The sequence below is a fragment of the Blastocatellia bacterium genome, from assembly GCA_035573895.1.
Classification (GTDB): domain Bacteria; phylum Acidobacteriota; class Blastocatellia; order HR10; family HR10; genus DATLZR01.
The window spans coordinates 1-24861 of the sequence record DATLZR010000058.1; the positions used below are offsets into that span (position 1 = coordinate 1).

22 protein-coding genes and 1 tRNA gene are annotated in these 24861 nt (G+C 60.1%); 7 read left to right on the forward strand and 16 right to left on the reverse strand.

Annotated features, from left to right (window positions below; translation table 11 throughout):
- The 3 genes from VNM72_06135 to VNM72_06145 form a co-directional block, all read right to left on the reverse strand.
- On the reverse strand, positions 1-317 hold a 317-nt coding region (locus VNM72_06135; GenBank protein HXF04978.1), incomplete at its 3' end, for an adenine phosphoribosyltransferase.
- Between the two features lie 47 nt (positions 318-364).
- The gene (locus VNM72_06140) at positions 365-640 is read right to left on the reverse strand and encodes an acylphosphatase (GenBank protein ID HXF04979.1); all 276 of its coding nucleotides are present in this window, start codon (positions 638-640) and stop codon (positions 365-367) included.
- A 69-nt stretch (positions 641-709) separates the two neighbouring features.
- A tRNA-Pro gene (locus VNM72_06145) sits at positions 710-787 on the reverse strand.
- A 797-nt stretch (positions 788-1584) separates the two neighbouring features.
- Between VNM72_06145 and VNM72_06150 the strand changes: the two genes are divergently transcribed.
- Genes VNM72_06150 through VNM72_06160 form a run of 3 tightly spaced genes read left to right on the forward strand, consistent with a single transcriptional unit; the run spans position 1585 to position 3880 of the window.
- Positions 1585-2409, forward strand: a complete 825-nt coding sequence (locus tag VNM72_06150) for a uroporphyrinogen-III synthase (GenBank protein HXF04980.1) — start codon at positions 1585-1587, stop codon at positions 2407-2409.
- Between the two features lie 18 nt (positions 2410-2427).
- Complete coding sequence (cobA, locus tag VNM72_06155) at positions 2428-3234, forward strand: uroporphyrinogen-III C-methyltransferase (GenBank protein ID HXF04981.1); 807 nt, start codon at positions 2428-2430, stop codon at positions 3232-3234.
- On the forward strand, positions 3209-3880 hold the full coding sequence (locus VNM72_06160; protein ID HXF04982.1) for a bifunctional precorrin-2 dehydrogenase/sirohydrochlorin ferrochelatase: 672 nt from the start codon (positions 3209-3211) through the stop codon (positions 3878-3880). Before cobA ends, VNM72_06160 begins: the two co-directional genes overlap by 26 nt.
- A gap of 118 nt (positions 3881-3998) precedes the next feature.
- On the opposite strand, the gene VNM72_06165 is transcribed toward VNM72_06160, so the two are convergent.
- From VNM72_06165 to VNM72_06175, 3 genes are all read right to left on the reverse strand, one after another.
- Complete coding sequence (locus tag VNM72_06165; GenBank protein ID HXF04983.1) at positions 3999-5816, reverse strand: nitrite/sulfite reductase; 1818 nt, start codon at positions 5814-5816, stop codon at positions 3999-4001.
- Between the two features lie 301 nt (positions 5817-6117).
- Positions 6118-6906 (reverse strand): sulfite exporter TauE/SafE family protein, encoded by a 789-nt coding sequence (locus VNM72_06170; protein HXF04984.1) that lies wholly within the window; start codon positions 6904-6906, stop codon positions 6118-6120.
- 44 nt (positions 6907-6950) lie between these two features.
- Positions 6951-7661 (reverse strand): phosphoadenylyl-sulfate reductase, encoded by a 711-nt coding sequence (locus VNM72_06175; GenBank protein HXF04985.1) that lies wholly within the window; start codon positions 7659-7661, stop codon positions 6951-6953.
- A gap of 858 nt (positions 7662-8519) precedes the next feature.
- On the opposite strand from VNM72_06175, the gene VNM72_06180 reads away from it, so the two are divergent.
- From VNM72_06180 to VNM72_06190, 3 genes are all read left to right on the forward strand, one after another.
- On the forward strand, positions 8520-10478 hold the full coding sequence (locus tag VNM72_06180; GenBank protein ID HXF04986.1) for an oligopeptide transporter, OPT family: 1959 nt from the start codon (positions 8520-8522) through the stop codon (positions 10476-10478).
- 97 nt (positions 10479-10575) lie between these two features.
- A complete protein-coding gene (gene clpX, locus VNM72_06185) occupies positions 10576-11772 on the forward strand; it encodes an ATP-dependent Clp protease ATP-binding subunit ClpX (GenBank protein HXF04987.1) in 1197 nt (398 codons plus the stop codon).
- Positions 11773-11829: 57 nt separating this feature from the next.
- Positions 11830-12345: a TlpA disulfide reductase family protein gene (locus tag VNM72_06190; GenBank protein HXF04988.1), complete on the forward strand. Its 516-nt coding sequence runs from the start codon at positions 11830-11832 to the stop codon at positions 12343-12345.
- On the opposite strand, the gene VNM72_06195 is transcribed toward VNM72_06190, so the two are convergent.
- Positions 12335-12994: a hypothetical protein gene (locus tag VNM72_06195; protein ID HXF04989.1), complete on the reverse strand. Its 660-nt coding sequence runs from the start codon at positions 12992-12994 to the stop codon at positions 12335-12337. The two genes, VNM72_06190 and VNM72_06195, sit on opposite strands and share 11 nt — an antisense overlap.
- Positions 12995-13443: 449 nt before the next feature.
- On the opposite strand from VNM72_06195, the gene VNM72_06200 reads away from it, so the two are divergent.
- Positions 13444-13584: a hypothetical protein gene (locus VNM72_06200; protein ID HXF04990.1), complete on the forward strand. Its 141-nt coding sequence runs from the start codon at positions 13444-13446 to the stop codon at positions 13582-13584.
- An 821-nt stretch (positions 13585-14405) separates the two neighbouring features.
- Here the strand turns inward: VNM72_06200 and VNM72_06205 are convergent.
- The 9 genes from VNM72_06205 to VNM72_06245 form a co-directional block, all read right to left on the reverse strand.
- Positions 14406-15644: an acyl-CoA dehydratase activase-related protein gene (locus VNM72_06205; GenBank protein HXF04991.1), complete on the reverse strand. Its 1239-nt coding sequence runs from the start codon at positions 15642-15644 to the stop codon at positions 14406-14408.
- Positions 15583-17793 carry a BadF/BadG/BcrA/BcrD ATPase family protein gene (locus VNM72_06210; protein ID HXF04992.1) on the reverse strand — a complete coding sequence of 737 codons (2211 nt, stop codon included), beginning with the start codon at positions 17791-17793 and terminating at the stop codon, positions 15583-15585. The genes VNM72_06205 and VNM72_06210 overlap by 62 nt, the downstream gene beginning before the upstream one ends.
- Before the next feature lie 173 nt (positions 17794-17966).
- Positions 17967-19493 carry a hypothetical protein gene (locus VNM72_06215; GenBank protein HXF04993.1) on the reverse strand — a complete coding sequence of 509 codons (1527 nt, stop codon included), beginning with the start codon at positions 19491-19493 and terminating at the stop codon, positions 17967-17969.
- A 415-nt stretch (positions 19494-19908) separates the two neighbouring features.
- Entirely contained in the window at positions 19909-20673 is a 765-nt protein-coding gene (mtgA, locus tag VNM72_06220; GenBank protein HXF04994.1) for a monofunctional biosynthetic peptidoglycan transglycosylase, read from the reverse strand.
- Between the two features lie 190 nt (positions 20674-20863).
- Complete coding sequence (locus VNM72_06225) at positions 20864-21124, reverse strand: helix-turn-helix domain-containing protein (GenBank protein ID HXF04995.1); 261 nt, start codon at positions 21122-21124, stop codon at positions 20864-20866.
- Positions 21121-21768: a carboxypeptidase-like regulatory domain-containing protein gene (locus tag VNM72_06230; protein ID HXF04996.1), complete on the reverse strand. Its 648-nt coding sequence runs from the start codon at positions 21766-21768 to the stop codon at positions 21121-21123. The genes VNM72_06225 and VNM72_06230 overlap by 4 nt, the downstream gene beginning before the upstream one ends.
- A 321-nt stretch (positions 21769-22089) precedes the next feature.
- Positions 22090-23505, reverse strand: a complete 1416-nt coding sequence (locus tag VNM72_06235) for a CUAEP/CCAEP-tail radical SAM protein (GenBank protein ID HXF04997.1) — start codon at positions 23503-23505, stop codon at positions 22090-22092.
- 215 nt (positions 23506-23720) lie between these two features.
- Entirely contained in the window at positions 23721-24311 is a 591-nt protein-coding gene (locus tag VNM72_06240; GenBank protein ID HXF04998.1) for a VTT domain-containing protein, read from the reverse strand.
- A 19-nt stretch (positions 24312-24330) separates the two neighbouring features.
- Positions 24331-24861: VTT domain-containing protein (locus VNM72_06245; GenBank protein HXF04999.1), on the reverse strand; the 531-nt coding region annotated here is incomplete at its 5' end.

The window sequence follows — 24861 nt, forward strand, 5'->3', positions numbered from 1 at the left end:
TTATGAATTTCCAGTTTGTCGCTTCCGTACTCCAGAACATAGGTGACGCTCTCGGTGGGAGCCGGAAGCTTGTTCGATTTGCGCATGGGGATGAATCCCGCGCCCAGTTTGTAAGCGAGCGCCGGAGCGAAGATGAATCCTCGCGCTTCGATCCCCACGACGCGATCAATCTTCTGTCCGGCGAAGGCATCGGACAGAAGGTCCACCGTCGTGCGAAATCCGACGGGATCCTTCAGCAGCGTGGTGATATCGTAGAAAAGGATGCCGGGTTTGGGAAAATCGGGAATCTCGCGGATCAGTTTCTTGAGATGTTCCATCTGGTTGTCTTCTCCCCTGACGCGTGGGGACGGCTCGGAAGCGGCCGCTAAGAGGCCACGATGAAACGACTCAAGGGACGGCTCGATTCGACAATCTCTTGCTCGACAAAGGTGACGCGAGCCAGAGGCGGTCCCTGCCTCAGCACATCGAGAAAAGCGGCCACGTCGGCTTCTTCTCCTTGAGCCAGAACCTCCACGCGCCCGTCATCGAGATTTCGGACATAGCCCGTGATGCCATATCGCTCCGCCTGACGAAGGGCGAAATAGCGAAAACCCACGCCCTGAACACGGCCACTGATGATGAATCGGCGGGTGACGCGCATACACGCTTCTGCCCGGGCCCGAGGCCCTCACACCATCCCATGTGAAAGATCATCGGCCGAAGACTCCAGTGGTCGGGGCGAGTGGATTTGAACCACCGACCTCACGGTCCCGAACCGTGCGCTCTTACCAGGCTGAGCTACGCCCCGACACCAGGAGGCGAAAATCATACGTGGCCCCGTCGGAGGTTGTCAACGTGACTCCCGTTGAATAACCGTTTCAAATTTGGTGCTCGAATGATGCTCGAAAGAGAACGAATGGCTCCTCAGAACATCTCCCCCCACGGATGAAAGGTTCCCACGGATCATTCATCCGTTGGCGATTCCCCTTCTCATCGTTTCCGGGCGTCAGCAGGGGCGACGCGACCGACTCCGCCGAAATGAGCCCGCAAAACCCCTGAACTGATGCGAAAATCCCTGCCCGTGGATCACCCGTTCCTCGGGCATTCTTTCATCCGTGGACACCGAAGCCACTTTTCATGGCGTCCAGTGACTCATCGCCGATTCCCCGGCTTTTGTCTCCGTACTCGCTCGAGGCAAGCCGGCGACCGGGTGGTCACCTTTAGAAGACCCCTATTCCCTTCGTCCCTCTTCGCGGTTTTGAGGATGTTGTTTGAACCGGTTGTTCCTCTCGGCCGTGCTTGACAGAGGGCGAACGAGCGTGACATACTGCGCGCCGTGAGACGCGATCAGGAAATAAGACGAAGGTCATGCTCGCCGATCTCATTCCTCAGCGAATGCCTCTGCTGTCTCGCTCTGGTGATGGGGCCTCTCTGTCGCTGTTGTTGTCCGGCGATGGCCCCACGCGGTGGAATGTGATCGGGGAGAACCGTCGGCCGCACTGATCGCCCGCTTCTCCTGGAGAATTCACTGAGCCGCTTTCCCCCATTATGTTCCATCGTCACGGGGACGTGAGGGTGGAGGCTTTTATTTTCGGGGTTCGAGCGATGATCAAACGACTTCAGGGCAAACGGATTGCCATTACTGAGTGGCGGCAGGCGACCGAGCTGGCGTTGTTGCTTGAACGGCAGGGAGCGACGGTTTTCAGTTGTCCTCTCGTTGAGCAGTGTCCTGCGCTCGACCGCGAAGACGTCGCGGAATTTATCGAGCGAACGATCCGGGGCGAGCTTGATCTGGTCATCTTTCTCACCGGAATTGGGGCCCGGACGCTCGTCCAGGCCGCTGACGCGCGAGGCAGAAAGGATGATTTTCTCCGGGCGCTCCAGCGCATGCGCGTGGTCGTTCGAGGCCCCAAGCCCGTCGCTGCTCTGCGGGCGCTCGGGGTGAGAATTGACATCATCCCGGCGGAGCCGACGACCGAAGGCGTACTGGCAGCCCTTGAGACAGAAGAGCTGGCGGGCAAGACCGTCGGGGTCCAGCTCTACGGTGTGCCCAATCCCCAACTCCGGGAGGGACTGGAGCGTCGCGGAGCCACCGTCGTGGAAGTTCTTCCCTATGACTACCGACTCGCCTCCGATGAAAGCGTGGTCGTTGATTTCATCGGAAAAATCCTCGGCGGGGACTTCGATGCCATTGCCTTCACGAGTGCGCCTCAGGTAACGACGCTGTTTGCTGTTGCTGAGCATCATGGGTTGGCCGAGACGCTCAGAGGCGCGCTCAACGACACGCTTGCTGTTGCCGTCATCGGTCCGGTGGCCGAGAAGGCTCTGGCGGAGGTTGGCGTGACGGCCCGCATTCGGCCGACTCATTTTGTCATGGGCTTTTTGGTGAAGGCCCTGGCCGATTACTTCGAGGCGAAAAACACTTCTTGAGCGCGTTGGCTGGAGGACATGATGAGTGAGCGCCATCGCTTGGGCAAAGTATATTTAGTCGGTGCGGGACCAGGTGATCCGGGACTCCTCACCATCAAAGGATACGAGCTTCTTCGCCGATGCGATGTCGTCATTTACGATGCCCTGGTTGATCCGGCGATCCTCGCCATCGTTCCGGCGGAGACCGAGCGCATTTTCGTGGGAGCGGCTCATGATCCGACACGGCTCGCTCAGGACGAAATCGAGCGCCTGATGATCATCCGTGCGCGTCAGGGCAAACAGGTGGTGCGGCTCAAAGGAGGCGACCCGTTCATCTTCGGTCGTGGTGGCGAGGAAGCCCTTGCATTGACGCGCGCGGGCGTGCCCTGGGAGGTTGTACCGGGCGTATCCGCCGGTCATGGGGTACCGGCTGCTGCGCGAATTCCTCTGACCTGTCGGGGCTATGCCTCGTCCGTGGCCTTTGTGACCGGCCATGAATGTTCGGACAAGGGCTCGTCGGTCGCGTGGGACAAACTCGCTCAAGCCGCCGATACGCTGGTCATTTTCATGGGGGCTCGAACTCTGCCACAGATTGTCGAGGCATTGCTCGGTGGCGGACGCTTGCCGACGACACCCATCGCCGTGATTGAACGAGGGACCTCTCCCCGTGAGCGCGTGCGCGTGGCGACCCTCGGCACCATCCGTGAGATGATCGCCGGCGATCCGGTGCGCTCTCCCGCTCTGATCGTTGTGGGCGAGGTCGTTTCGCTCCGCGCCCGGCTCCAGGCCGAACCGGAGGAGAAATCCGTCGAGGTGTTCGATGATGTACTATCCGGTGTTTCTTGATCTGCGGGATCGGTGGGTGCTGGTCGTGGGCGGCGGGCGCGTGGCCGAGCGCAAAGTGCGTCACCTTCTGGCCGCGGGAGCGCGGGTTCGCATCGTCAGCCGTGAGGTCGTGCCGACGCTTCAAGACCTGGCCCGATCCGAAAGGGTCACTCTGCGCTTGGGCGAGTTCGAGGAAACGGATTTAGACGATGTCTGGTTCGTCATCGGAGCCACCGATGATCCGGCACTTCACCAGCGCCTGGCGGAGGCTGCGCGCATCCGTCACCTCTTTTGCCTCATCGTGGACGAGCCCGCCCGCTGTACGGCCATCTCACCAGCAGTCGTCGTCCGGGGCGACGTTCAAATCGCCATCTCGACGGGAGGATCAAGCCCGGCGCTGGCGCGGCATCTCAAGCGAAAGATTTCTCGCGTCATTGGTCCGGAGTACGCTGTCATGGCCGCGCTCTTAGGCCGATGGCGCAAAATCCTGAAGGAGAAACTTCCCGACTCCGCCCGACGGGCAGCGGTCTTTCGCCACCTGGTTTCTTCGGATCTGCTTGAGCTTTTACGAGCCGGGCGACGACAGGAAGCCGAGGAGCACGCCCGCCGTCTGATCGAGCAGGCGCTTGCCGGGAGCGCCGCCCCGTGCAGGCCGGAGAGAGGCTGAAGCAGGCTCAGGAGAGGTTCGGTGCCGCTGAGACCTGGCGTTTTCACGGAAGCCCTGACGAAGGATTGATCCGCCCCTCCCCCCGCAAGGACCCCGTCAGTACTGAGCGTCTCAAGCGTCAACTGGCGCACTCGCCCTGACCCACCTCGACGGTGAATCCCACGTCGCTGCCCAGGTCGTGATACAGGTCTGGCGCTTGGGCATAAGGGGGGACGCGGGTGAACTCCTCAAGCAGTTGTTTGAAGACCGCCGTCTCCGTGCGATCCACAAAAGCGGCGAAGGACTCACCCTCTCGCCGATTCTCGCGGTAGAACGAGAGTAGTCGGAGCGTCGCTTCAGGGACGCGCCGGGCCGGTATGCGCGCGACGGCTTTGCCGAACCGTGCTTCGCCCTGACGGGTGCGACCGCCGAGCAACATGATGTATTGCGGGACTTCACGCCCGTCTTCGAGGCTCGATGCGCCGTAGAATCCAATGTCAGCAATGTGATGTTGACCGCAGGAGTTCATGCAGCCGGAGATCTTGATCGAAATATCTCGCAAGCCGTCCGACGCCGCCAGGCCGTTTGTGAAGAGCTGGCCGAGCGCTTCAGCCAGACCGCGGGAATGCGTGATGGCCAACTGACAGGTATCGGCTCCGGGACACCGGGTGATGTCGGCAATGCAATGGGCATCGGTCAGTGCCAGGCCCGCTTCTTTCAGATCGTGATAAACCCAGGGCAGGGCTGCTTCGGGGACCCAGCGCAAGAGCAGGTTCTGTGAAATCGCTGTACGGATGCGTCCTCCGGCATAACGCTCGGCTATATCGGCGACCGCTCGGAGCCCTTCGGGCGTGATGTCACCAAGCGGACAGCGAACGATGACAACGTACCATCCGGGTTGACGCTGTCGAATGATGTTGGTCTCTCGCCATCGCTCATAATGAGCCGACGTGCGCCACTCCGGTGGGAGATGTTCCGGCAGCGTGACAACGGGCGGAGTTTCTTCGACCGGTTCGATGTGATCGGGAACCAGCCCCGACCGCGTGCTGAGGATAGCGCGCCGCTCTTTGAGGATCTCCTGGCGAACCCGGTCGAATCCCCAGGATCGGATGAGGAATTTCAATCGCGCCCTCATGCGATAGGTGTGTTCGGGCCGTCGCTCGCCATAACGGTCGAAGACGCGAATGATGGCTTCGGCAGTGGGAATGAGCAGATCGGCGGGAGTGAATTCTTCCAGCAGTTCGGCGACGCGAGGTTGCGCTCCCAGTCCCCCGCCCACGTAGAGGCGAAATCCTCGCTGCCATCGCCCTCGGTCGAAGCGCACGGCAGCGACACAGCCGATATCGTGAATGGGCGTTCGCGCATGGTCTTCGGCGCACCCCTCGAAGGCGATCTTGAACTTCCGCGGGAGATTTTGGTTGATGGGATTGCGCAGGAGATAGCGCGAGAGGGCATCCGCATAGGGCGTGACATCAAACAGTTCGGTCGGCGATACCCCGGCCAGCGGGCACGCCGTCACATTGCGCACCGTGTTGCCGCAGGCTTCGCGGGTCGTCAGGCCGCTCAGGGCCAGCCGTCGAAGAATGTCAGGAATGTCCCGCCGGGCGACGTAATGAAACTGGACATCCTGCCGGGTGGTGATGTGCGCCCGACGATTCGGCGTGAACTTTTCGGCAATCTCGGCCAGCGTCCGCAGTTGATCAGGCGTCACCGCACCGAAGCGGATCTTGACCCTCACCATGTGACGGTCGGGCTGGCCGCGAATCCCGTAAACGCCGTTCTGCAGGCGGAACTTCTTGAAATCTTCGGCCTCCAGTTCACCGGCTTCGAGCCGCTCGATCTCTCGGCGAAATCGTTCGATTTCGGCTCGAACTTCCGGCGCTAAGGGAGAGAGATCCCATTCCGAGGGAGGCTGAAATTCCTCAGCACACGAAGCGATGCTCACGCGGTTGTCCATTTCCCACCTCCATTACGTGTGTGCGTGTGTGGTGCAGGCTTTCCCGCGCGCGTGAGATCGCAGACTGGAAAGTCTGCGCTACACGTGCGGACTGGAAAGTCTGCGAGAGAATGAAAAAGCCCACCATCGGATTTTCCGGCGGTGGGCTTGGCGTTGCGCTGATCCGCTGCGAGAACTCAGGTCGGGGCGCGACACGACCAGCCCACCGCCATCGGACAACAACACATACACCGGAGGCCGGCAAGCTCGGCGTGCCTTCTGGGCGGGATCATGCAGATGCTCCCTCTCTTCATTGGCCCGGCTATTGAGTGACGATGCGCAACCCGCCGAGCAGCACGAACGCGGCCGTGCTCACCCGCAACGATCGAGCGGGAAGGACGGTGGTCAAAAAGCTGCCCATCACCACACCGGGGAGTGACCCCAGAAGAAGCAATCCGACCAGATGGGGATCAATGTTCCCCATTGTACTGTGGCCGAGGGCGGCGACAAGCGATACCAGGGCCGAATGGACGAGATTCGTCCCCACGATCTCCCGGCCATCCAGGCGGGAAAAGGCAAGCAAAAACAGCGCCACCAGTGATCCGCTGCCGGCGGAGGTGATTCCAACGATCAGGCCGATAATTCCCCCGAAGGCGATGATCACCCAGCGGTGAGCGGTCACGTCAATGTGCCATCGAGTGACATTGGTCTGGCGGAGCTTCTCGGAGAAAAACTCGCGTCCGATGAGCACCGTGGCCGACAGGACGAGCACGACGCCCAGGGCTTTCTTGATAAAAAGATCAACCGTCGCCAGACCCCATTGATGAGCCATCAGCCGGAGCATCCAGGTACTGAGGATGGCCCCGGGCAGGCTGCCGAGAGCCAGCAATCCCACCCAGACGGGATGGACTGTCCCCTGGCGACCGTGCTGAATGGCTCCGACGATCTTGGTGACGAGACTATAGGCGAGTCCGCTGCCCACGACAAGACGGGGCGGAACACCAAAGGCGAGCAAGATGGGAGCCATGATCACGCCACTGCCCGTACTGGTGGCCCCGATCACCGCCCCCACGGCAAATCCCGCAAGAACAATCCCGATCTCCATCGTCATCCCTCACGGTGAATTTGAGCCGAACAAACTCCGCCTCGCTTTCGCTAGGCGTGCAGTCCACATTCAGTCTTTTGAAACCCGCGCCAGCGACCGGATCGAGGATCCTCGCCGGGAGCGACGGGCTGAGTGCAGGGCCAGCAGCCGATGCTCGGATAGCCGTGATCATGGAGTACGTTGTAAGGCACATGGTGCTCCTTTATATAACTCCAAACCTCACGCGCTGTCCAGCGGACGAGGGGATTAATTTTCACCAATCCGAATTTCCGATCCCACTCGATGAGGCGGGCATGGGCGCGCGTCGGAGCCTGCTCGCGGCGAATGCCGGTGATCCAGGCGCGTAATCCGGCGAGCGCCCGTTGCAAAGGCTCCACCTTGCGAAGAGCACAGCACCGATCCGGGTCCCGCCAGTAGAGGTTCTCGCCGTAGAGTCGCGCCTGTTCCTCCGGCGTGAGGAGTGACCGATAGGCCACCGGCTCAATGCCGTAGCGCATCTTGACGCGCTCGATCACGTCCCGCGTCTCCGGGAACAGGAAGTCCGTATCGAGGTAGAAAATCCTCGCCGCTGGTTCAATCTCTACGATCATATCAACAAGGACGACGTCCTCGGCCCCAAAGCTACAGGCCAGAGCAATCTCGGGATGAAACTGGTGAAAAGCCCAGCGAAGGACCACCTGAGGCGGCTGGTCTTCAAATTCATTGCCGATGGCCTCCAGTTCGCTGGCCGTGAACGACGTCAATCGCGCTGTTGTTTCCATAACTCCCTCCGAAAATACCCCTGGAGCGCACGCATCTTGCCTGCTCGTAGGAGCTGAATGTCAGGTTCGCTGGGTGCGCGCGCTCCTCGGTTTGCATCGTTCGTCACGTGCGTGAGCACATGGACGATTCCTTCGAAAATCACCACCGATGGACACGGATAAGCACGGATCGTGGAGCGGTTTGTGCCCGTCCCTGCCCATTCATGATCGAGGTTTCCTGATCTTCTGACTCCCGTTTGCATCCTGACCTCAGAGATCTCCCCAAAAAAAAGAGCCCTCCAGCGGATAATGTCCGTAGAGGGCCCGGTGGATGGTGTCCTGGGGGGATTACTCAGGGAGGTGTCCGAACGGCGAGGGACGCCATTCCACCGGGTCCCTGGAGCATACACTGAGGGCGACACCACCAACAGATGACCCGGAGAGCGCTCCGCCTCTGACGCCGGTCATTCATTGACGGATTCTCCAATAAAAAAGCCCACGTCCGATCTCCGGCCGTGGGCTTTCTCCACCGTAAGGATCACCAACTGCTAGGAATGCCCCTTCATCCCCCTTGAGCCCCTGCCGGAGAGCCTCGCTCGTGCGGGACGACAACACATCTGGCTCATGTCGAGACAACACATCCCGCTTCTCCGCAGGCGGCTCACCTCTACCTTTCTTTTGAGTGCCACCGCAACCATTTTTCAGACCGCGCCATAGTATCCACAGAACGATCCAATTTGTCAAGAAAAATTTGTTGCTTTGTCTGGCCGGACCACCTAAAATGAAAAGCTCGCTAGTTCCCGACCCCGGCTCGACATGGATGGAGGCGATACGAGGGGTGTGAGTGGGGATGACGACTCTCAGTGCAAGGAGGAGACGATGGAGAAGAAAGAGTTTCGCCCCTATGTTCCGGCGGAGCAGGTGATGCCGGAGTTTACTCTTCGCGCCATGCTGGTGGGAGTTGTCCTGGCCATCATTCTGGGGGCCGCCAACGCCTATGTGGGCATGAAGGCGGGACTGACGGTGGCGGCCACGTTTCCTGCGACGGTGATGGTGCTGGCCCTGTTGCGTCCCTTTGGGGGAACGGTGCTCGAACAAAACGTCGCCCGCACGACGGCGTCGGTGGGCGAAGCTCTGGTGGCCGGCGCGATCTTCACCATCCCGGCGTTTTTGCTGACCGGCGTGTGGGCTGAATTCAACTATGGGGAGAGCACGCTCATCATGCTCGTAGGGGGAACGCTCGGTGTTCTGTTTGTGATTTTCCTGCGGCGGGTGATGGTGCACGATCCCGAACTGCCTTTCCCCGAAAGTGTCGCCTGCGCCGAGCTGACCAAAGCGGGCCAGGCAGGTGAGACGGGAGCCCGCTACGTCTTCAGCGCCATGGGCTTCAGTGGTCTCATCGAACTGTTCAAGAACGACATCGGCATCAAAATCATCCAGGAATACTCGCGAGGATTCATCGCCTTCAAACAGTTTCCCTCTCCTGTCGTTCAAGGGATTCAGCATGGTGGGGGGATTGTGTGGGTGACGCCATCGGCCTCGCCGATGCTCATGGGTGTGGGATTTATCATCGGCTGGCGATTGGCGGGGCTCGTCTTTACTGGAGGCGTGCTGGCCTGGGGAGTGCTGGTTCCGTTGCTGCTTTTTGCCGGACCGCATCTGGAAACGGCGGCCCAGACGCACAGCTGGGTTGATCTCGCTTCGACCGTCTGGCGACAGCAAGTTCGACCTCTGGCTGTGGGCGCGATGATCGTAGCCGCTTTCTACACGCTGTCGCGGCTGAGCGCGTCGCTCGGATCGGCGTTTCGTCACGCTATTGCCGATCTCACCCGCCTTGTGCGCGGCGGACAGAGCGCGGAGACAAGTTCTGCGCCGCGAACCGAGAAGGACCTGCCGATGGGACTCGTCTTGTTGAGCATTATCGCATTGGCCATCCCTATCGGTGTGCTCTACGGATATTTCACGCACAGCATCGGCGGAGCGATCGTCACAACGGTGGTGATGCTCGTGGCCGGGCTTCTGTTTGCTGCCGTCGCCGGGTACTTGGTGGGAGTCATCGGCAGTTCCAATAATCCGATTTCGGGCCTGACGCTCTCGACGTTGATCATTACGGCCCTCATTCTGCTGGCTATGGGGATTACGGGCGAGCGGGGAGTTCTCGCCGTTCTCGGCGTGGCGGCAGTCATCTGCTGCGCGATGGGGATTGCTGGTGACATGATGCAGGATTTGAAGATCGGTCATCTGCTCGGCGGCACGCCCTGGCGCATGGAACTGGGGGAGATGATCGGCGTGTGGGTCTCGTCGTTGGTCTTGACGGTTCCGCTCATTGTTCTGCACAAGACCTACACGATTGGGTCGGAGGCCCTGCCCGCGCCGCAAGCCGGACTGATGGCCCTCATGTCCAAGGGCATCGTCGCCGGCGAGATGGCCTGGCCACTCGTCATCATGGGGGCTTTGCTCGCCGTCGGACTCATTCTGTTGCGCGTGCCGTCGGTCATGCTCATTGCCGTCGGGATGTACCTGCCGTTCTATTCGACGGCGGCGATCTTTGTTGGCGGTCTGTTCAAGGCGATCCTCGACCGCGTCCTGACGCAGCGTCAGGTCGTCGGCCAGGAGCGGGAGCGCATCGAGAATGTCGGGATTCTGGTCGCCTCGGGCCTGATCGCCGGCGAGTCAATCACCTCGATCATTCTCGCCTTTCTCTATATGGGAGGACTCACGCTGCCCCGTCCGGAGCTGGCCTCATCGCTGATGGGGACGCTCGCTCTGGCGGTCTTCGTCATCACCGCCTTCGTTTTGATCGCGCCGCCGCTTCGGGCGCTGCGAGCGCGCGTGTGAGAGGAAACCCGGACCGAAGAACGCGAAAGCGTGCTTGACGGCAGCCGTATCCTTCGCGTAGATTGCCCTCTGCAGACAGTGGGCGAAGAGTGGGGCTATGGCCAGGCGTATTCAATATTGTTTTCTCTGCGGTCGCGCCGATAATACCTTTGTGAGCATCGGACCCGATGCCGTCGTGTGCATTCGATGCATTCGAGCGCTCAACGCGGCGGCCGATTCGGTTCTTGCCCGTCAGCGCTCGCGGATCGAGCGCGAGCCATCGCCTCTTCCCACTCCCGCCGAGATCAAAGAGTTCCTCGACCAGTATGTCATTGGCCAGGAACATGCCAAGCGTCGCGTCGCCCTCTCGGTCTACCAGCACTATCGGCGATTGCAGCAGCTCGATCAGGGCAACACCGATGTGGAGCTGGAGAAAAGCAACATCCTCATGATCGGACCGACGGGGACGGGGAAGACCCTGATCGCCCGAACGCTCGCCCGCTTCCTCAAAGTGCCTTTTGCCATTGCCGATGCTACGACGCTGACCGAAGCCGGATACGTGGGCGAAGACGTCGAGAACGTTCTCACCCGACTGGTCGTTGCTGCCGACGGCGATATTAAGGAAGCCGAACGGGGAATCGTCTACATTGACGAGATTGATAAGATCGCCCGCAAGAGCGAAAGCCCCTCGATCACTCGCGATGTCTCCGGCGAAGGTGTGCAACAGGCCCTGCTGAAGATCGTCGAGGGGACGCTCGCCACGCTGCCTCCGCTGGGGGGACGCAAACATCCTCAGGCCAATCAGGAGCAAATTGATACCACCAATATCCTCTTCATCTGCGGCGGTGCGTTCGACGGATTGGACAAGATCATTGAGGAACGAATCGCCAAGAAGTCGGGGATCGGTTTCACCAGTCACACTCTCAGCCGGGATGAGCGCAAGGAAGTCTTGACCGAGGATTTGCTGCGCTATGGCCTGATCCCGGAACTCATCGGGCGGTTGCCCATCGTGGTGACCCTCGATCCACTGGACGAGCAGGCTCTGGTTGACATCCTGGTGAAGCCGCGCCATTCGCTGATCAAGCAATTCACCCGCTATTTCGAGATGGAGGGAGCCCGCCTGACGGTCACCGAAGATGCGCTCCGTCGCATCGCCCGAGACGCCCTGCAGAAGAAGATCGGCGCTCGGGGCCTGCGGGCCATCCTCGAGCGGATCTTCGAGGATGTTCTGTTCGAGTTGCCGGGCAAAGGAGCGGGAGTGGAATATGTGCTCGGTCCTGACCTGGTGATTCGCCGCATCGAACGAGCCGCCTGAATACCGGGTCCGCCTCCCGATGCCTGAGCTGGACGACACGGGAAAAAGCGCATGCGCATGAAATCGGTGAGAGAATCCGTCACACTCGGTCTGACTTTCATGCTCGGTGTAATCGCTCTCATGAGCCCCGTGAGGGCCGACACAAAACCCTCCTGGACGTTGCCCGTCGTGGGCGGCGGGGTCGTCAGCCTGGAGAGTTTGCGCGGCCAGGTAGTGGTCGCATCCTTTGGCGCGACTTGGTGTCCTCCCTGCCGGGAGGAGCTTCCGGCGCTGCAAGCCCTGGCCGAAAAATATCGGGAGTATCCGGTGAAGGTCTACTGGATCAGCGTAGATGACGCCGATGTCCCCGACGAGGTCATCGCCGATTTCGCCCGCCAGGCAGGGTTGAAAGTCCCGGTGCTGCGGGATAAGGAGGGATCAGCCTACAGTCAGTTCGGCGAAGATGGGGTGCCATTGCTGGTCGTGATCAATCAAGAGGGATTTCTGGTGGGCCGGCCACGCGTCGGATTTCCCGGCACAGATGTCTTCCTCGAAGAGCTTCCGAAAGTCATTGATCCGCTGCTCAAAAAATAGCGCCCGCCGCACTCCGGCTGCTTCTGCCGAAGTCACCACAGCACAGGCGATACACTCCTGGGGCAAAGGAATCGGTGACATGCCGATTCACCCCCTCATGAAGCCGGCGACAGGCGGTTAAAAAACCCTCGCTCTCGGCGATCTCGTCAGGCGCGATCATGTCCTTCCAGTACCACAGCACGCGCACGTCCCAGGTGTGCCGCCGTTCATAGGCCACAACGCCGAGCGAACGAAAATAGGCCGCCCACGTATCGCCCAGTTGGGCGACGATCGGCGGATTGCTCCTGTCCGAGACGTAATCGGCGAAGAAGCGGAAGGCATCGGGCCAGGCGATGAACCGCACGCGCACCGGTATGCCCTCTTGCGCCTGGAAGGCCGCCAGCTCCTCGAAGATCTGTCGTTGCCCGAGGACTTGGCGGGCGAAGGCTCGATCCCGCATGAGATCGTGCGCGGTCATCTGCACGTAGGGGCTCCGCTCGGCGACGAAGCGGGCGATCTCAGCGTCGGAAGGATCGTTCGCCAGAGCCGTCTCATCGGGCATGCGGATGAGCAACACGGGATCGTCCGATGCTGCGGTTGCTTGAAGGGCGAGCGCGAGAAGGATCAAAACCGACGTCACTCTTCCCACCCGGTTCGCGCGGGCACCCATCGCCGCACCTCCCGCGGAGAATCTACTGAAGGGAACGCGCGCTGTCTAGCACGTTCGGCAAAAGGTTCGCGTTGACCGCATGCCGCGTGGGATAAACCGAGCGTGTCCGCAAACGGGCGGCGCGTGCGCGAACGGGCGCTTCAAGCCGGTCAGGGCGATGTCTGTCCGGCCGACTTGCTCTTTCAGCTCAAGCCGAAATGAGCCGTGCGCCTTTCCAACTGCCCGACGGTTCGATCTGACCTTCGGCTGTGGTGAGAGAGCGCAGTTATAATATCGCCGACTATGAGTGAGCTTGGATCCCGACAATGGGTACGCCTGACATGAATTTCAGGACGGGAAGATGACGATGACCCATGGAACGGTCGCCTCGCTTTCGTGAGCCGCTGATGCGCGCCATTGAGTTTGCTTCGTGACTTTCACAGGAGAGGGATACCAAATGGGAGGGAAGGATGGTTGCCGTAGTGCAGATGACCAAAGATAAGCTCGATGCCCGTGAGGGATTGCCCATTCGAGAAGCCGTGCGCAACCGGCTCTTGCAGCAAAAGAAACGGTGGCCAGGGGAGAGCGCGGCGAGCCGTTTGAAAATGTGATCCGGCATCTGAGCCTGGACTAATGGCTGAGTACTGCATCGTATCTTGAGAGCTGCCGCTTGGGATCTGGAGGGGGTGGACAAGCACATAGGACGCCGCATCGTTCAACGCATCAACTGGTTGGCTGCAGACCTCGATGAGATTCGCTCTGAAGCATTGACTGGCGATCTTAGGGGATTCTATAAGCTTCGCGCAGGGGATTACCGGATCATTTTGAGGTACTTTGGGACGAAGCGACCATTGTGATCCATGCGATTTCGCCGGGAGATCTATCGAAGGCGGTGAGAAAGAGAGCACTCAAGCGCCCGCTTGAAGCTGTGTAGTTACCTTCAGGCCGGATGGGAAGTATCTGGCGCTGGATTCCTGGGATCGGACGATCAAGCTGTGGAACATCGCAATAGAAATCGAGCTTTTGGGTATGGCGTCGGAGCTTTTATTCAGGGCGGTTGGGGAGTTCACGGGCGTGATCACCGGGAGCGTGAACGCGAGGGAATCGGCAGCGAGTACGCGAGCGAGCGCTGTTGAGCTTGACTCCGCCTTCGGTGTTACAAGACCGCGCGGATGAGGCAAACGGATGTTGCCGGGCGCGTGGGAGACGATGGGATGGGTCCTGGAGGAGGGATGGGTAGGGGCTGTACCCGCAAGCAAATTAACCCGATGAGGCCGCTCAGCGGATCGGTAAATCAACGGGTCAGTAATACCAATTGCGGATTGCGGGGGGTGGATTCGGATTTACAGGTCCCGATCTCGTAACCAGTTATGGGCAATTGGGAGTTTTTCAAAAGGCAATGGCATAAATCTGTGCTCTTTCGGGGAAGGAGCTAGAAAGCCCGCGCGACGTCCGTCTCCGGCTCGAGGGTCTGCGTGACAGGTTCGGGGGAGGGAAGAAGCGGGCAGGGGTCGGGCAGCCAGGCTCGTTTTCGACGGATAATCTCGGGGGAATATTTCTCCACGTAGTGAACGATCGTCTCGACGCGAATCTTGATGCTGCCCGCCGGCTTGGTCGCGTCGAGATCGCCGAATTTGAAAAAGAGCGTTCCCGTCGCTTCGACGATTTTCTGCGTCGGCGTGTAGGTCGGTTGATCCATCCCGCATTCGTAGCTGGAGAAGCGAATGACGCAGGTGATCCAGGGGCAGCGCGCAGCCACTTTCGCTCCCCAGAGGATTTCATTCGTGTTGCTGCTATAGGAGGACGGCCAGACATCGGAAATATCAAACGGGCTGCGGATGCGTCCGGCGCGAATTTCCTGACCAAAGAGCCAGTCCATCAGGTCGTCGTCCAGGGGAAAGTATTGCACCCAGAGGATGGGGAAGCCGTGGGCCTGGATGGAGGCTTCGATCTCATGGCCGATGCCGGGGTCCATGTGGTAGGGACGGGCGAGGACAAAGACGCAGGGGCGATCATTGCGAGCGCACCAGGTGAGGACTTCCCGGCTGTGCTGGCGCATCTTCTGGTTGAAGGCTTCCAGTGCCCGATAGCCTGCCTCGACGGCGCGTTCGGTTTCCTCGTAGTCGAGCTGCAAAATATCTTTGAGCGCCTCGTAGAGTTGATCGGGGACGACCGCCGGCTCGCCCAGAGAGACGAACGGGGAGGCATAAATGACGCCGTTTTCGGCGAAGACGTCGCGCTCCTTGAGGAATCCCGCTTTGATATTCTCCGGTCCGGCCATGACGCGCGTGCAGGTGAGTGTGTCCAGCACGTGACCCCGGAGAAACGACGGCAACGAGTAGATCATCGGGCTCAGGAGAATGTCAATCTTTTTCTTCAATCCGAAGAGCAACTCCCCGTAGTGGCCGCTGATGCACTTGACGGGATAACAACAGTCAACCGTGCCGCGCCCTTTGCCGAACTCTCGATACTGCTCTTCAGAGGTGTCGGAGCTGAAGATGATATTTTCCGGGGCGATGCCCAGCGCCGTCAAAAAGCCCACCCAGAACTGGTGCGTGCTCCAGATATTGAGCACCTTGGGGATGCCCACGCGCAGCCGCGAGCGATCTTTAGGCGGCGGTGCGGCGGAACGCTTCTTTCCGAACCAGGTCAGCGATATTGGGATAGGCATTCTTGGTCCTCTCCATCTCTTCTTTAATGACGCGCATTTCGTTGGCGTCTTCGACCAGTCCCTTGGGGCAGGAGTTATTGACGATGACGCGTTCCCAGCCTTCGGGCAGCGGCACTTTGCTCCAGGGGCGTCCCTTGCCTCCGGGCAGCTCCACGTCAATGAAACTGCGCTGGCAATTGACCGGACACCACTTGCAGACGGTGTCGGGCGAGGTCGTCGTCTTATAGGTCAGATTCTCGATGATGTCGAATCCCCGGAAGCGCGTGCGCCCGCCCGCCTGCCACCATTCCAAAGCGACGAGCGCCGCGCCGATGGCTCCCGCTTCCCCGGAGTAGGGATGCACGACGATCTCCGCATCCGGCACCTTCGACTTGATGAAATCCACCTGGGTTTTCACCACGGCCAGGTTCTTGTGGGTTCCGCCCTGGAGGATGTACTTTTTGCCCACCTGGGCGAGATTGTTGAGCCCGCCGGCGTAAATCCAGACGTTGAGCGGGAGGATGGCACAGAGTCCGGCGAGAATCTCCTCCGCCTGCCAGCCTTTGCGCTGCTGATTGACGATATCGCTCTGAAGGAAGACCCCGCAGCCCATCGTCAACTGCGGCACCGCCTGGGCGAGGAATGCCTTCTCGGCAATGGCTTCCAGCGGGATGCCGAATCGCTCGGCCACGCCCTGAAGGAAGGCTCCATTTCCCGACGAGCATTGCGAGTTCAAGCGGAAGTCGGAGACCGTTCCATTGCGCAGGATCATGATCTTGACGTCAACGCCTCCGACATCGCAGATGCAGTCGGCGTCGGGGAAGAAATGGAGTCCGGCAGTGGCGTGAGCGATCGTCTCGACGACGGCGCAATCGGCGCCGATGATGTCCTTGAGCAGGTCTTTGCCGTAGCCGGTGATGCCGACGGCCAGAATCTCGCGTCCGGCGAGCGCGTCTTTGATCTGGCGGAAGAGAGCCTTGGCATCCTCGATGGGATTGCCTTTGCTCAGGGCATAGCAGGAGAAAACCATCTCCTTATCAGGCGTCAGGCAGACGGCTTTGGCCGTGGTCGAACCGAAATCGCAGCCCACGATGACGGCGGTCACCTGATCCATCGAGCGCCGGGGAACCGGTTGGTGACTGGTGGCGGCCTGAGGGGAAAGCACGCCATGTCCGTTCCCTTTCCCGTTGCCCCCGCCGTATTTGATCTTGAAGGAAGCCAGCTCCTCGGGCGTCGCCCACAGTCCCCGACGCCCCTCTCTCTTTTTCTCCTCGTACTGCCCCTCCTCGATCCACCAGCGGAGGCGGTCGGTCCCCTGATAAATGCCGACCTCGTTCGGTTCCCTCAGGCCGATTTCGATGCAGCCGAGAGCCGCGTAATAGAGCGCCTCCCGAGGCACCTGAATGAGCGATTCGGGATCCCGGTCCGGCGGCAGCGCAATCTTGCGCTCTTTCCACAGCCGGGTCAGATGATGACGCCAGGCTTCTTGCAGCCCGACGAAGAAGAGATTCGGCCCGCCGAGCAGAAGAACATCGGGCATCGGCGTATTGCCGCGAGTGAGCGTGGCGAGATTCTGGTAGACGACGGCCTCGAAGAGCGAAGCGATGATCTCCTCGACCGAGACGCCCGCTTTGAGCAACGTATTAGCATCGGCTTCAGCGAAGATGCCGCATTTGCTGCTGATCTTATGCAGCGTGTAGCCGGCATAGCGCATCTGGGAGAGTTGTTCGAGAGGGATTTGTAGCTTCCGCGCCGTCTTCTCGATGAACGTGCCGGTGCCTCCCGAACACGCGCTTTGCATCAGCACTTGTTTGCTCCGGGAGGCGCCATCGCCGGTGAAGAAGATGGTCTTCATGTCCTCCCCACCGATTTCGCTGACGAAATTCACATTGGGATGCAGGCGCTCGACTGCCGCTGCCACGGCGACGACTTCCTGGATGACCTTTCCGCCCACAAGCGGCGCGATGACGCCCGAGCCCGATCCGGTGAAGAAGATGCGATCGCGTCCGGGCGTCAGACCATGGTCCTGTTCCAGGCGCTGAAGAAACTCCAGCACCTTCTCCGCCGTCTTCGTATTATGGCGCTCGTAGGCTTGCGCCTGAATGTCACCGGTCGAAGTCGCCAGAACGTATTTGCAGGTCGTGCTGCCAACGTCAATCCCACAGATCATCGCATCCCTCCGTCGAGAAAGATCGCCTCCTTGCGCCCTTTTCACCTCATGGCCACATCATCTCACCGAGAAGGCGGCCAGGAGAATCCACTGCTCGCACCTCCATTATCCGGTCGAAAGGGTTCATCGGCCACCCGCTGCGGGTTTCACCCGGACATCTGGCCGGGAGGACCCTACGCCAGGGCTCGTCGCCATTTCCTGGCGATGTGAACGACGTAATTGGCGGCCGTGCCCGCGTAGCCGTAGTGAGGAATTCGATAGGTGCTGCGGGTCAGTTCCGGATGGCGCGCTTCGACAGCGCGAATGGCTTCGACGGTCAGCCCCGTCTCGGCCAATGCCTGCTCGAATTCCTGCTGGGCGCGCTTTTTCGCTTCGGTCAAGATCATCTGGCAGCGTGAGAGGGCGTGAATCTCGGCGTCGCCCTTGACCTCGATCGGAGCGTAGAGCATGTCCGGATACTTGCCCTGCACCTGGGCCATGGCGCCGATGGACATGGTGTTCGGCATGCAGGAGTAGGGCGACAGCTCGCAAATCATGTGGGCTTTCTTGTGGAGATAGGCATAGAGCGCCTTGCCCACCAGCATGTGCCCCTCGCCGCCCCGCAGTTCGTAGTGATAGTAGGGATCGGCCAGGCGTTTCAGCTCCTCCTGATCGGGCAGTTCGTAGGGCAGTCCGCCGAGCGCCTGCCGGAAACGGTTATAGGTTCGATGGAAGATGTGCTCCAGGGCGCGAATGATGGCGATCTTGAGGCGTGCCCGACGCTCGTGCCTGCGGCGCTTCTCCAGCTTCAGGATCGGCGAGTGCAGCAGATAATCGAGCCACACGGCCACCGGCGGAGGAATGACTTCCGCTCCTTCCTGCTCCAGCCACCGTTTCATATTGTAGTTGCCCTCGCCCTCGTGCGTTTGCAGCCAGAATTCCCCGGTGATCTTGACCTTGGGCTTGACGCGCAACCGATCCACTTCGATGGCCTCCCACTTCTTTCTCACCCGCTCCAGCGCATCGGTGAAATAATCGGTCAGATAGTGCCAGCCGAGGATCTTCCACTTATTCCCCTCTCGCCCCTGTATCGGCCGGTTCCGAAAGACCTCGTAGAGTTCCTCGATGCTCTCCCGTAAGACCTCCTCGGTTTGTCCCGGCACGACTTCATAGGGGCGCGTGAGATATTCCATATCGGTCAGGACATCGGCGCAGAGGATCGCCCAGACCAGTCCCAGACTGAGCGCCAGGTTGATCTCCAGTCCACCCCCGGCAGCGGCTCCTTGATCGAGTTGGTTCTGGGCCAGAAGAAAGAGGCGAAAGTCTCTGAGCCCCAGACCATCGAGCGCCATCGTATAGGATTCGTGATATTGGCCGAACCGACAGGGGCCGCAGGCTCCGGCCGTAAGGAAGACATATTTGTTGACGACCTCGTCTCGACCACGACGCGCGACTTCCGATTTGAGAAAGTTGACGAGATTGCCCGTCGTGAAGATGGTGGGACAACAGGCCCCGACATCAATCAACTCTTTGCCCGCATCGAGATCGCTGCGCCGGATATTGGGCAGCGGCTGGGCATTGTAGCCCAGGTTGTGCATGGTCGCTTGGATGAGTCGTTCGTGCTTCCACGTCAATCCCCCAAAGAGGATGGTGACGTGCTGACGCTCCTCTCGGGTGAAGGGTCGCGGCTTATAGGCTGTATAGTGGGCAACTGCTTGCATAACCAGACCTCCTTCGCACCGATCATGTTGGACACACACATGCGGTCTGTGCTCGGTCAAGATGACTGAGCCGGTGATGTCTCTCCGTCAATGCCTGCGCCACATCCTGAGTCACCCTCGTGGCACAATGCGTACTCCCAAAGATCGGTGAGCCAGAGCCGCACCGGTGATGGTGTGGGCCGTATCCCTGAGCATACCTCATCGGGCACCCCGTGATTTGATTCTGATGCACCTGCACAATCATACCAATCACCTTGACAATGGCCCTCTCACCGCTTGCTCGCCCCTCTCTCCTCCGAGGGTGCCTAAAGCTTACACCGATGAGTCACCCCTGTGTCAAGCTATTTTTTACACAAAATGGCTGCAAAAATCCGACCGCCCTTTTGCCGGGCCGAGCAGCTCGTCCGCCGATCTTTCATCGCGCCATTTCCGGAGGAATGAGGACATGGCGCATGAGACGCTCGATCAAAGCGGCGCGGCGAGCGACCCGCGCCGGATGGCGCTGGGGATGATACGCGCCGAGCGGGCCGGGAATGATCGCGGCGAGAAAAGCAGCCTGGTCTATGGTAAGCGCCGATGCCGACGTGCGGAAATAGTGGCGGGCCGCCGCTTCTGCTCCGTAGATGCCATCTCCCCACTCGATCACGTTCAGATAAATCTCCAGGATCCGCCGCTTGCTCAAAAGAAGCTCCAGCTCGACGGTGATTATCGCTTCCTGCAACTTGCGCAGAGGATTGCGCGACGGGGAGAGAAAGAGGTTCTTGGCCAGTTGCTGCGTAATGGTTGAAGCTCCTCGGACAAAGCCGCGCTCCTCCCAATCTTTCTTGATCGCTTTCTGAATCTCTTCCCAATCGAATCCCGCGTGATCGAAAAATCGTGAATCCTCTCCGGCCAGTACGGCGCGCACAAGATGAGGAGAGAGCCGTTCATAAGGAACCCAGATTTGAACTCGCCGTGGTCTTTTTCCCTGTCGCCGAGCCTCCTCCTGGCGAATTTTCATGAGCGCCGTCATGGTGGGATTGGTCGTTCGGAGGCGAATGACGCGAACCAGAATCCACCCTTCATAAAGGCAGCCCGCTCCGATCATCAGGAGGACGATTCTTCGCAGCCAGCGCCGCTCGGCTGTTCGCCCCGATGCCCTGATGACTCGACGGGCCATATCGCCTATTTGTTTTGACACGTGTCCGTCCGGCTGTCCAGCAGCATCGGAAACCGTGAAAGCGGGATTCGCCCACGGATCACAGGTCCCATCGGATGGCGCATCCCTGGATCTTTCGCGTCGGTGGCGTGTTTTGCGGGCTCTTTTCGCAGGAAGCGACCGCCGACTTTCGAGTTCGTGCCGGCGAACAGGTCGGAAGGCCTGCGCTACATCAGCGGAATCCGGCGAACAGGTCCTCGAAGGATAATTGGGCGGATTCGCGCTCTTTTTCTTCGTCTTCCCGCCGGGAGCGCGTGTAGCCGAGGGCGGCTTTGACATCTTTGAGGTTGAAACGAATGAGGCGCCCGGTGAGCACCATCGCGGGAATGCGCCCCTGGCGGCGCAGGCGATGGATGGTGGTTTCACTGACCTGTAAGATTTCGGCCAGTTGTCGGGCCGTGAGGAATTCCGGTTTTCTCTCGCTCTCTTTCATTTCTTCGATCGGGTCTTCAACTGGATGGCGACCCGACGGCGTTCGCCTCCGGCCACATCCACAATCTGCGTCTCCGGTTCAAAACCTCGGGCCGACGCCGTCAGGCGATAGCGGGCGCGCTCGCCGGGGAGGCGGAAGGCGAACTCACCACTGGAGTTGGACACCTCTTCCAGTTTGAGCGGCTTGATTTGTTCCCCTTCAATCGGGATGCGCTCGAGGACCACGCGCACGCCGGGGAGCAAAAATCCGTTGGGATCAAACGTCGCCCCGATGATGGCCGCCGTCATCTCTACCGGCTGGAGCCGAATCGGTCGCTCTAATCGAGTTTCACGACCGGCGCGTACTTCGACCGAGGAAATCACCGCTTGTTGATATTCGGGTGAGGAAAAGACGAGAGCATATCGCGCCGGTGTCAGGTTCTCCAGGAGGAACTCTCCTTTCTCGCCCGTTACGCTCTCGGCAGCCAGTTCATTGGTGCGGCGATTGATGGCGCGGACTTTGATACCCGCTTTCGGCTGACCCTTTTCGTCTTCCACCAGGCCGCGAATGCTCCCACCGGGCTCTTTCTCCTGAGCCAATCCGCGTAAGCCGATACCTCCCACCACCAGCAGGAGGAAGAAGAATCCGGCGATTCTCCGTCTCATACCCGCCCTTCCTGTCGGAGTGATCGGCTCCTCTGCCTTCATTCCTCCACTGCCTCCTGGTGGCCCTACTATAGCACATCTTGCATAAGAAAACGAAGGAAGGAAGCTTCATGCCGGGCGACCGATTCGCCATCAAACCAACGAGGGTATGACCTTTCCCCGAGTCTCGATGCAGGCGCAGGTTCTCTTATGATACGGCCATGTGGACTGCCCCTTTTTCGGCGTCACACGGACTCGCGCAGGGAATGTGCTTTTCTTGCGAGGTCCTCAGATCGTTCGTCGTCTTTCGAGGGGACCAAACTGGTCCTCGGTGGGCTCCGCTCAGCAAAACCACGGCTCGGTCAGCCGTGGCACTCTCCTTTGCCGATGTGGCGAGAGCATCAGGGGTAATGGCTTCAAACCGCGCAGGGCATAAGCCTGTGCCCGCACCTGTTCGAAGATCTCGACCGAATCCTTGCCAGCCCGGATGGCCTGCTCCACCACAAGGCTCACCGCCTGCTGAAGCTCATCCATGCGCCGGTCCGGATGCGTCCAGCGGAAGCTGAAAGATTCCCCATCGAGCGGTCCGAGATAAGGCTGAATCTCCGGTCGGGTGAGAAGCAGCGAACCCGGCGGCACCAGCAGCCGAACGGTGTACTGCACCGGATCAACGTGATGCACGAGCCCTTCGGCCTCGATGAACCGGAGCATCTCCAGGTAGTCATCCAGCGTGGTCCAGGGCGTGAAGGGAACCCAGGTGGGCCGCAGCGTGATTCCGGCCTCGCGGACAATATCGAGAACTTTATAGACGTCCTCCCGCGTGTGTCCTTTGTCCAGGATGGTCAACACCGTATCGCTGAGCGACTCGACCGCCGAGACGATAAACAGGCATCCCAGTTCCCGCAGTTCGGGCAGCAACGATCGGTACCTCAGCAGATGTTCGACCTTGGCGGTAAAATCGAACGTCACGGTGGGAAATTCCCGGTGCATCGCTCGCACGATCTTGAGCGAGTGGCCCGGCCCGTTGAGAAAATCCGCATCGCCAAAGGTAATATGAGTTGCACCCGCTGCCACCTGCTGCCGAATGTCCTGGAGAACGACCGACGCCGGGACGACGAAAAAACGTCCCCGGTAGACGGGCGGTATCGGACAGTGGCGACAGTGATGGAGACAGCCTCGGCTGGCCTCCACATATCCGGCTGGGCGTCGCCTGCCATCTTCTTCAAGCTGAGCGTACCTCTCAAGCGATGGCAGTCGGTCACGACGCGGCGCCGCAAAGGGCAATCGCTTCAAGACAGGGGCGGCCGTCTGACCCCGCCAGGCCACGCCCTCAAGCGATACGGCAGCGGGGTTCTCCCCCGCCGCTCGGCCTCTCGCGAGCGCTTCGATCAAAGCCAGAAGCGGTGCTTCATATTCGCCGCCAATCACTGTGTCGGCCACGCCCTCCAGGAGGAAATCGGCATTGAGCGAGGCATAGAGCCCGTAGAAGCAGATGTGACAGCGGGGATTGACCTCGCGCACCCGCTCGGCCAGGCGCACGCCCAGCCGCAACGCCGTATGCATCGGAACAGATATGCCAACAAACCACGCGCGCGCGACTTTCTCGGGATCGAACGGCTCGACGGAAATATCCATCACCTCCGGGGCGAACCCCGCGCGCTCCAGCCACCCCAGCGGCGAGGCAATTCCCAGCGGCTGGTGGCCCAGCTCGTAACACGAGATCAGCAAAATGCCTCCGTCCCTTTCCTTATTCTCCATGGCCTTCTCCTGCACGTATGTTATGGTGCCGGTTCGGCGGGAGGCAAGCTCGGTGCAGTTGCGCGAAACGGCCATGTCTTTGACTCTGCCGGTCCGAGAGGGCCTAATCCTAGTCGTTGAGTCCTCCAACCGCTCCCGTTCGATAAGAAGCGATATGCTTGCCTGTCCCTGATGGGCCGATGCTTTAAGGAAGGCTCCCGGCTATGTTTTCGGCATTACTCATCCTGGGCCGGTTCGGCGGCGAGGCGACGCGCGATCAATCGCTGTCCCCACACTAACAGACCGGCGAAGACGACCACGGCCGCAACAGCCAACAGGGAGTACTGCTTCAGAAGCATCATGGCCTGGGAACCGAACCGAAGGGCCAGATAGCCTTCGAGCGAAAAGCGCAGGGCTCGTCCCATCAGTGTTCCCAGGGCGAATCGGCCCGGATGCATTCTGAAGACACCGGCAGCGATCACGATGAGCTTCGTCGGGAAGGGGGGAGGCAAGAGAACGGCAACAACGACCGCGAGCAGGTCATACCGATCCATGAGATGACGAAGCCGGATTTGTTGCTGAGGAGCGATGCGACCGAGTGCCACGTGACCCGCTTTGCGAGAAAGCCTATAGAGCACAACGCTTCCCACGAGCGAACCGAGCGTGGCCGTAAGGACATAAAGAGCCGTTCGCTCAGGAGCGATTGCAGCCAGTACCATGAGCATTCCATCGGGCCCTCCAGCCAAAGGTATCGCTGCGGAGTCAACAAGAGCAATCCCACCGAGACCCAGAGCCCCGTAGTTCAAAAGAGTCGCCTTAAGATCCATCGCGCATTCAGCCTCCCCGCTACAGCAGCTTTTTCAGCGATGTCGTTGATAGTTCTCTGCTGCTTTCGAGGCGGGCATTGATGAAGCGATACAGACCATAACCCGCTCCGATCGCCAGGATAAGAAGCACGACGATGAGAAGGACGTGCTCTTTGATGAAGTTGAGCACAGCCTGGCCGTAAATGGCGGCGAGAATTCCCTCGGTGTAATAACGCGCCGAGCGGGCCAGCATAATTGTCAGAACGAATTTCGTCCGGGGGAACCGCAGGGCTCCGGCGGTGGCCACGAAAATCTTGAACGGCAACGGCGGCGGCCAGAGGGCCGGGACGATGAGGGCGAAAATCCCGTAACGGGCGTAGAATCGTTCGACGGCGCTCACCTTTTTGGCCGAGAAGCGCCGTCGGAGAAAAGCATCCCCACCGAAGCGAGCGATGGTGTAAAGAATGAGACACCCGATGACCGAGCCGAACGCGGCCAGAAAAGGCCAGTGGATCACTGCTCGGGGATCGTGAATAACCCGCGTGACGACGAGGATGTCATTGATCTCGGG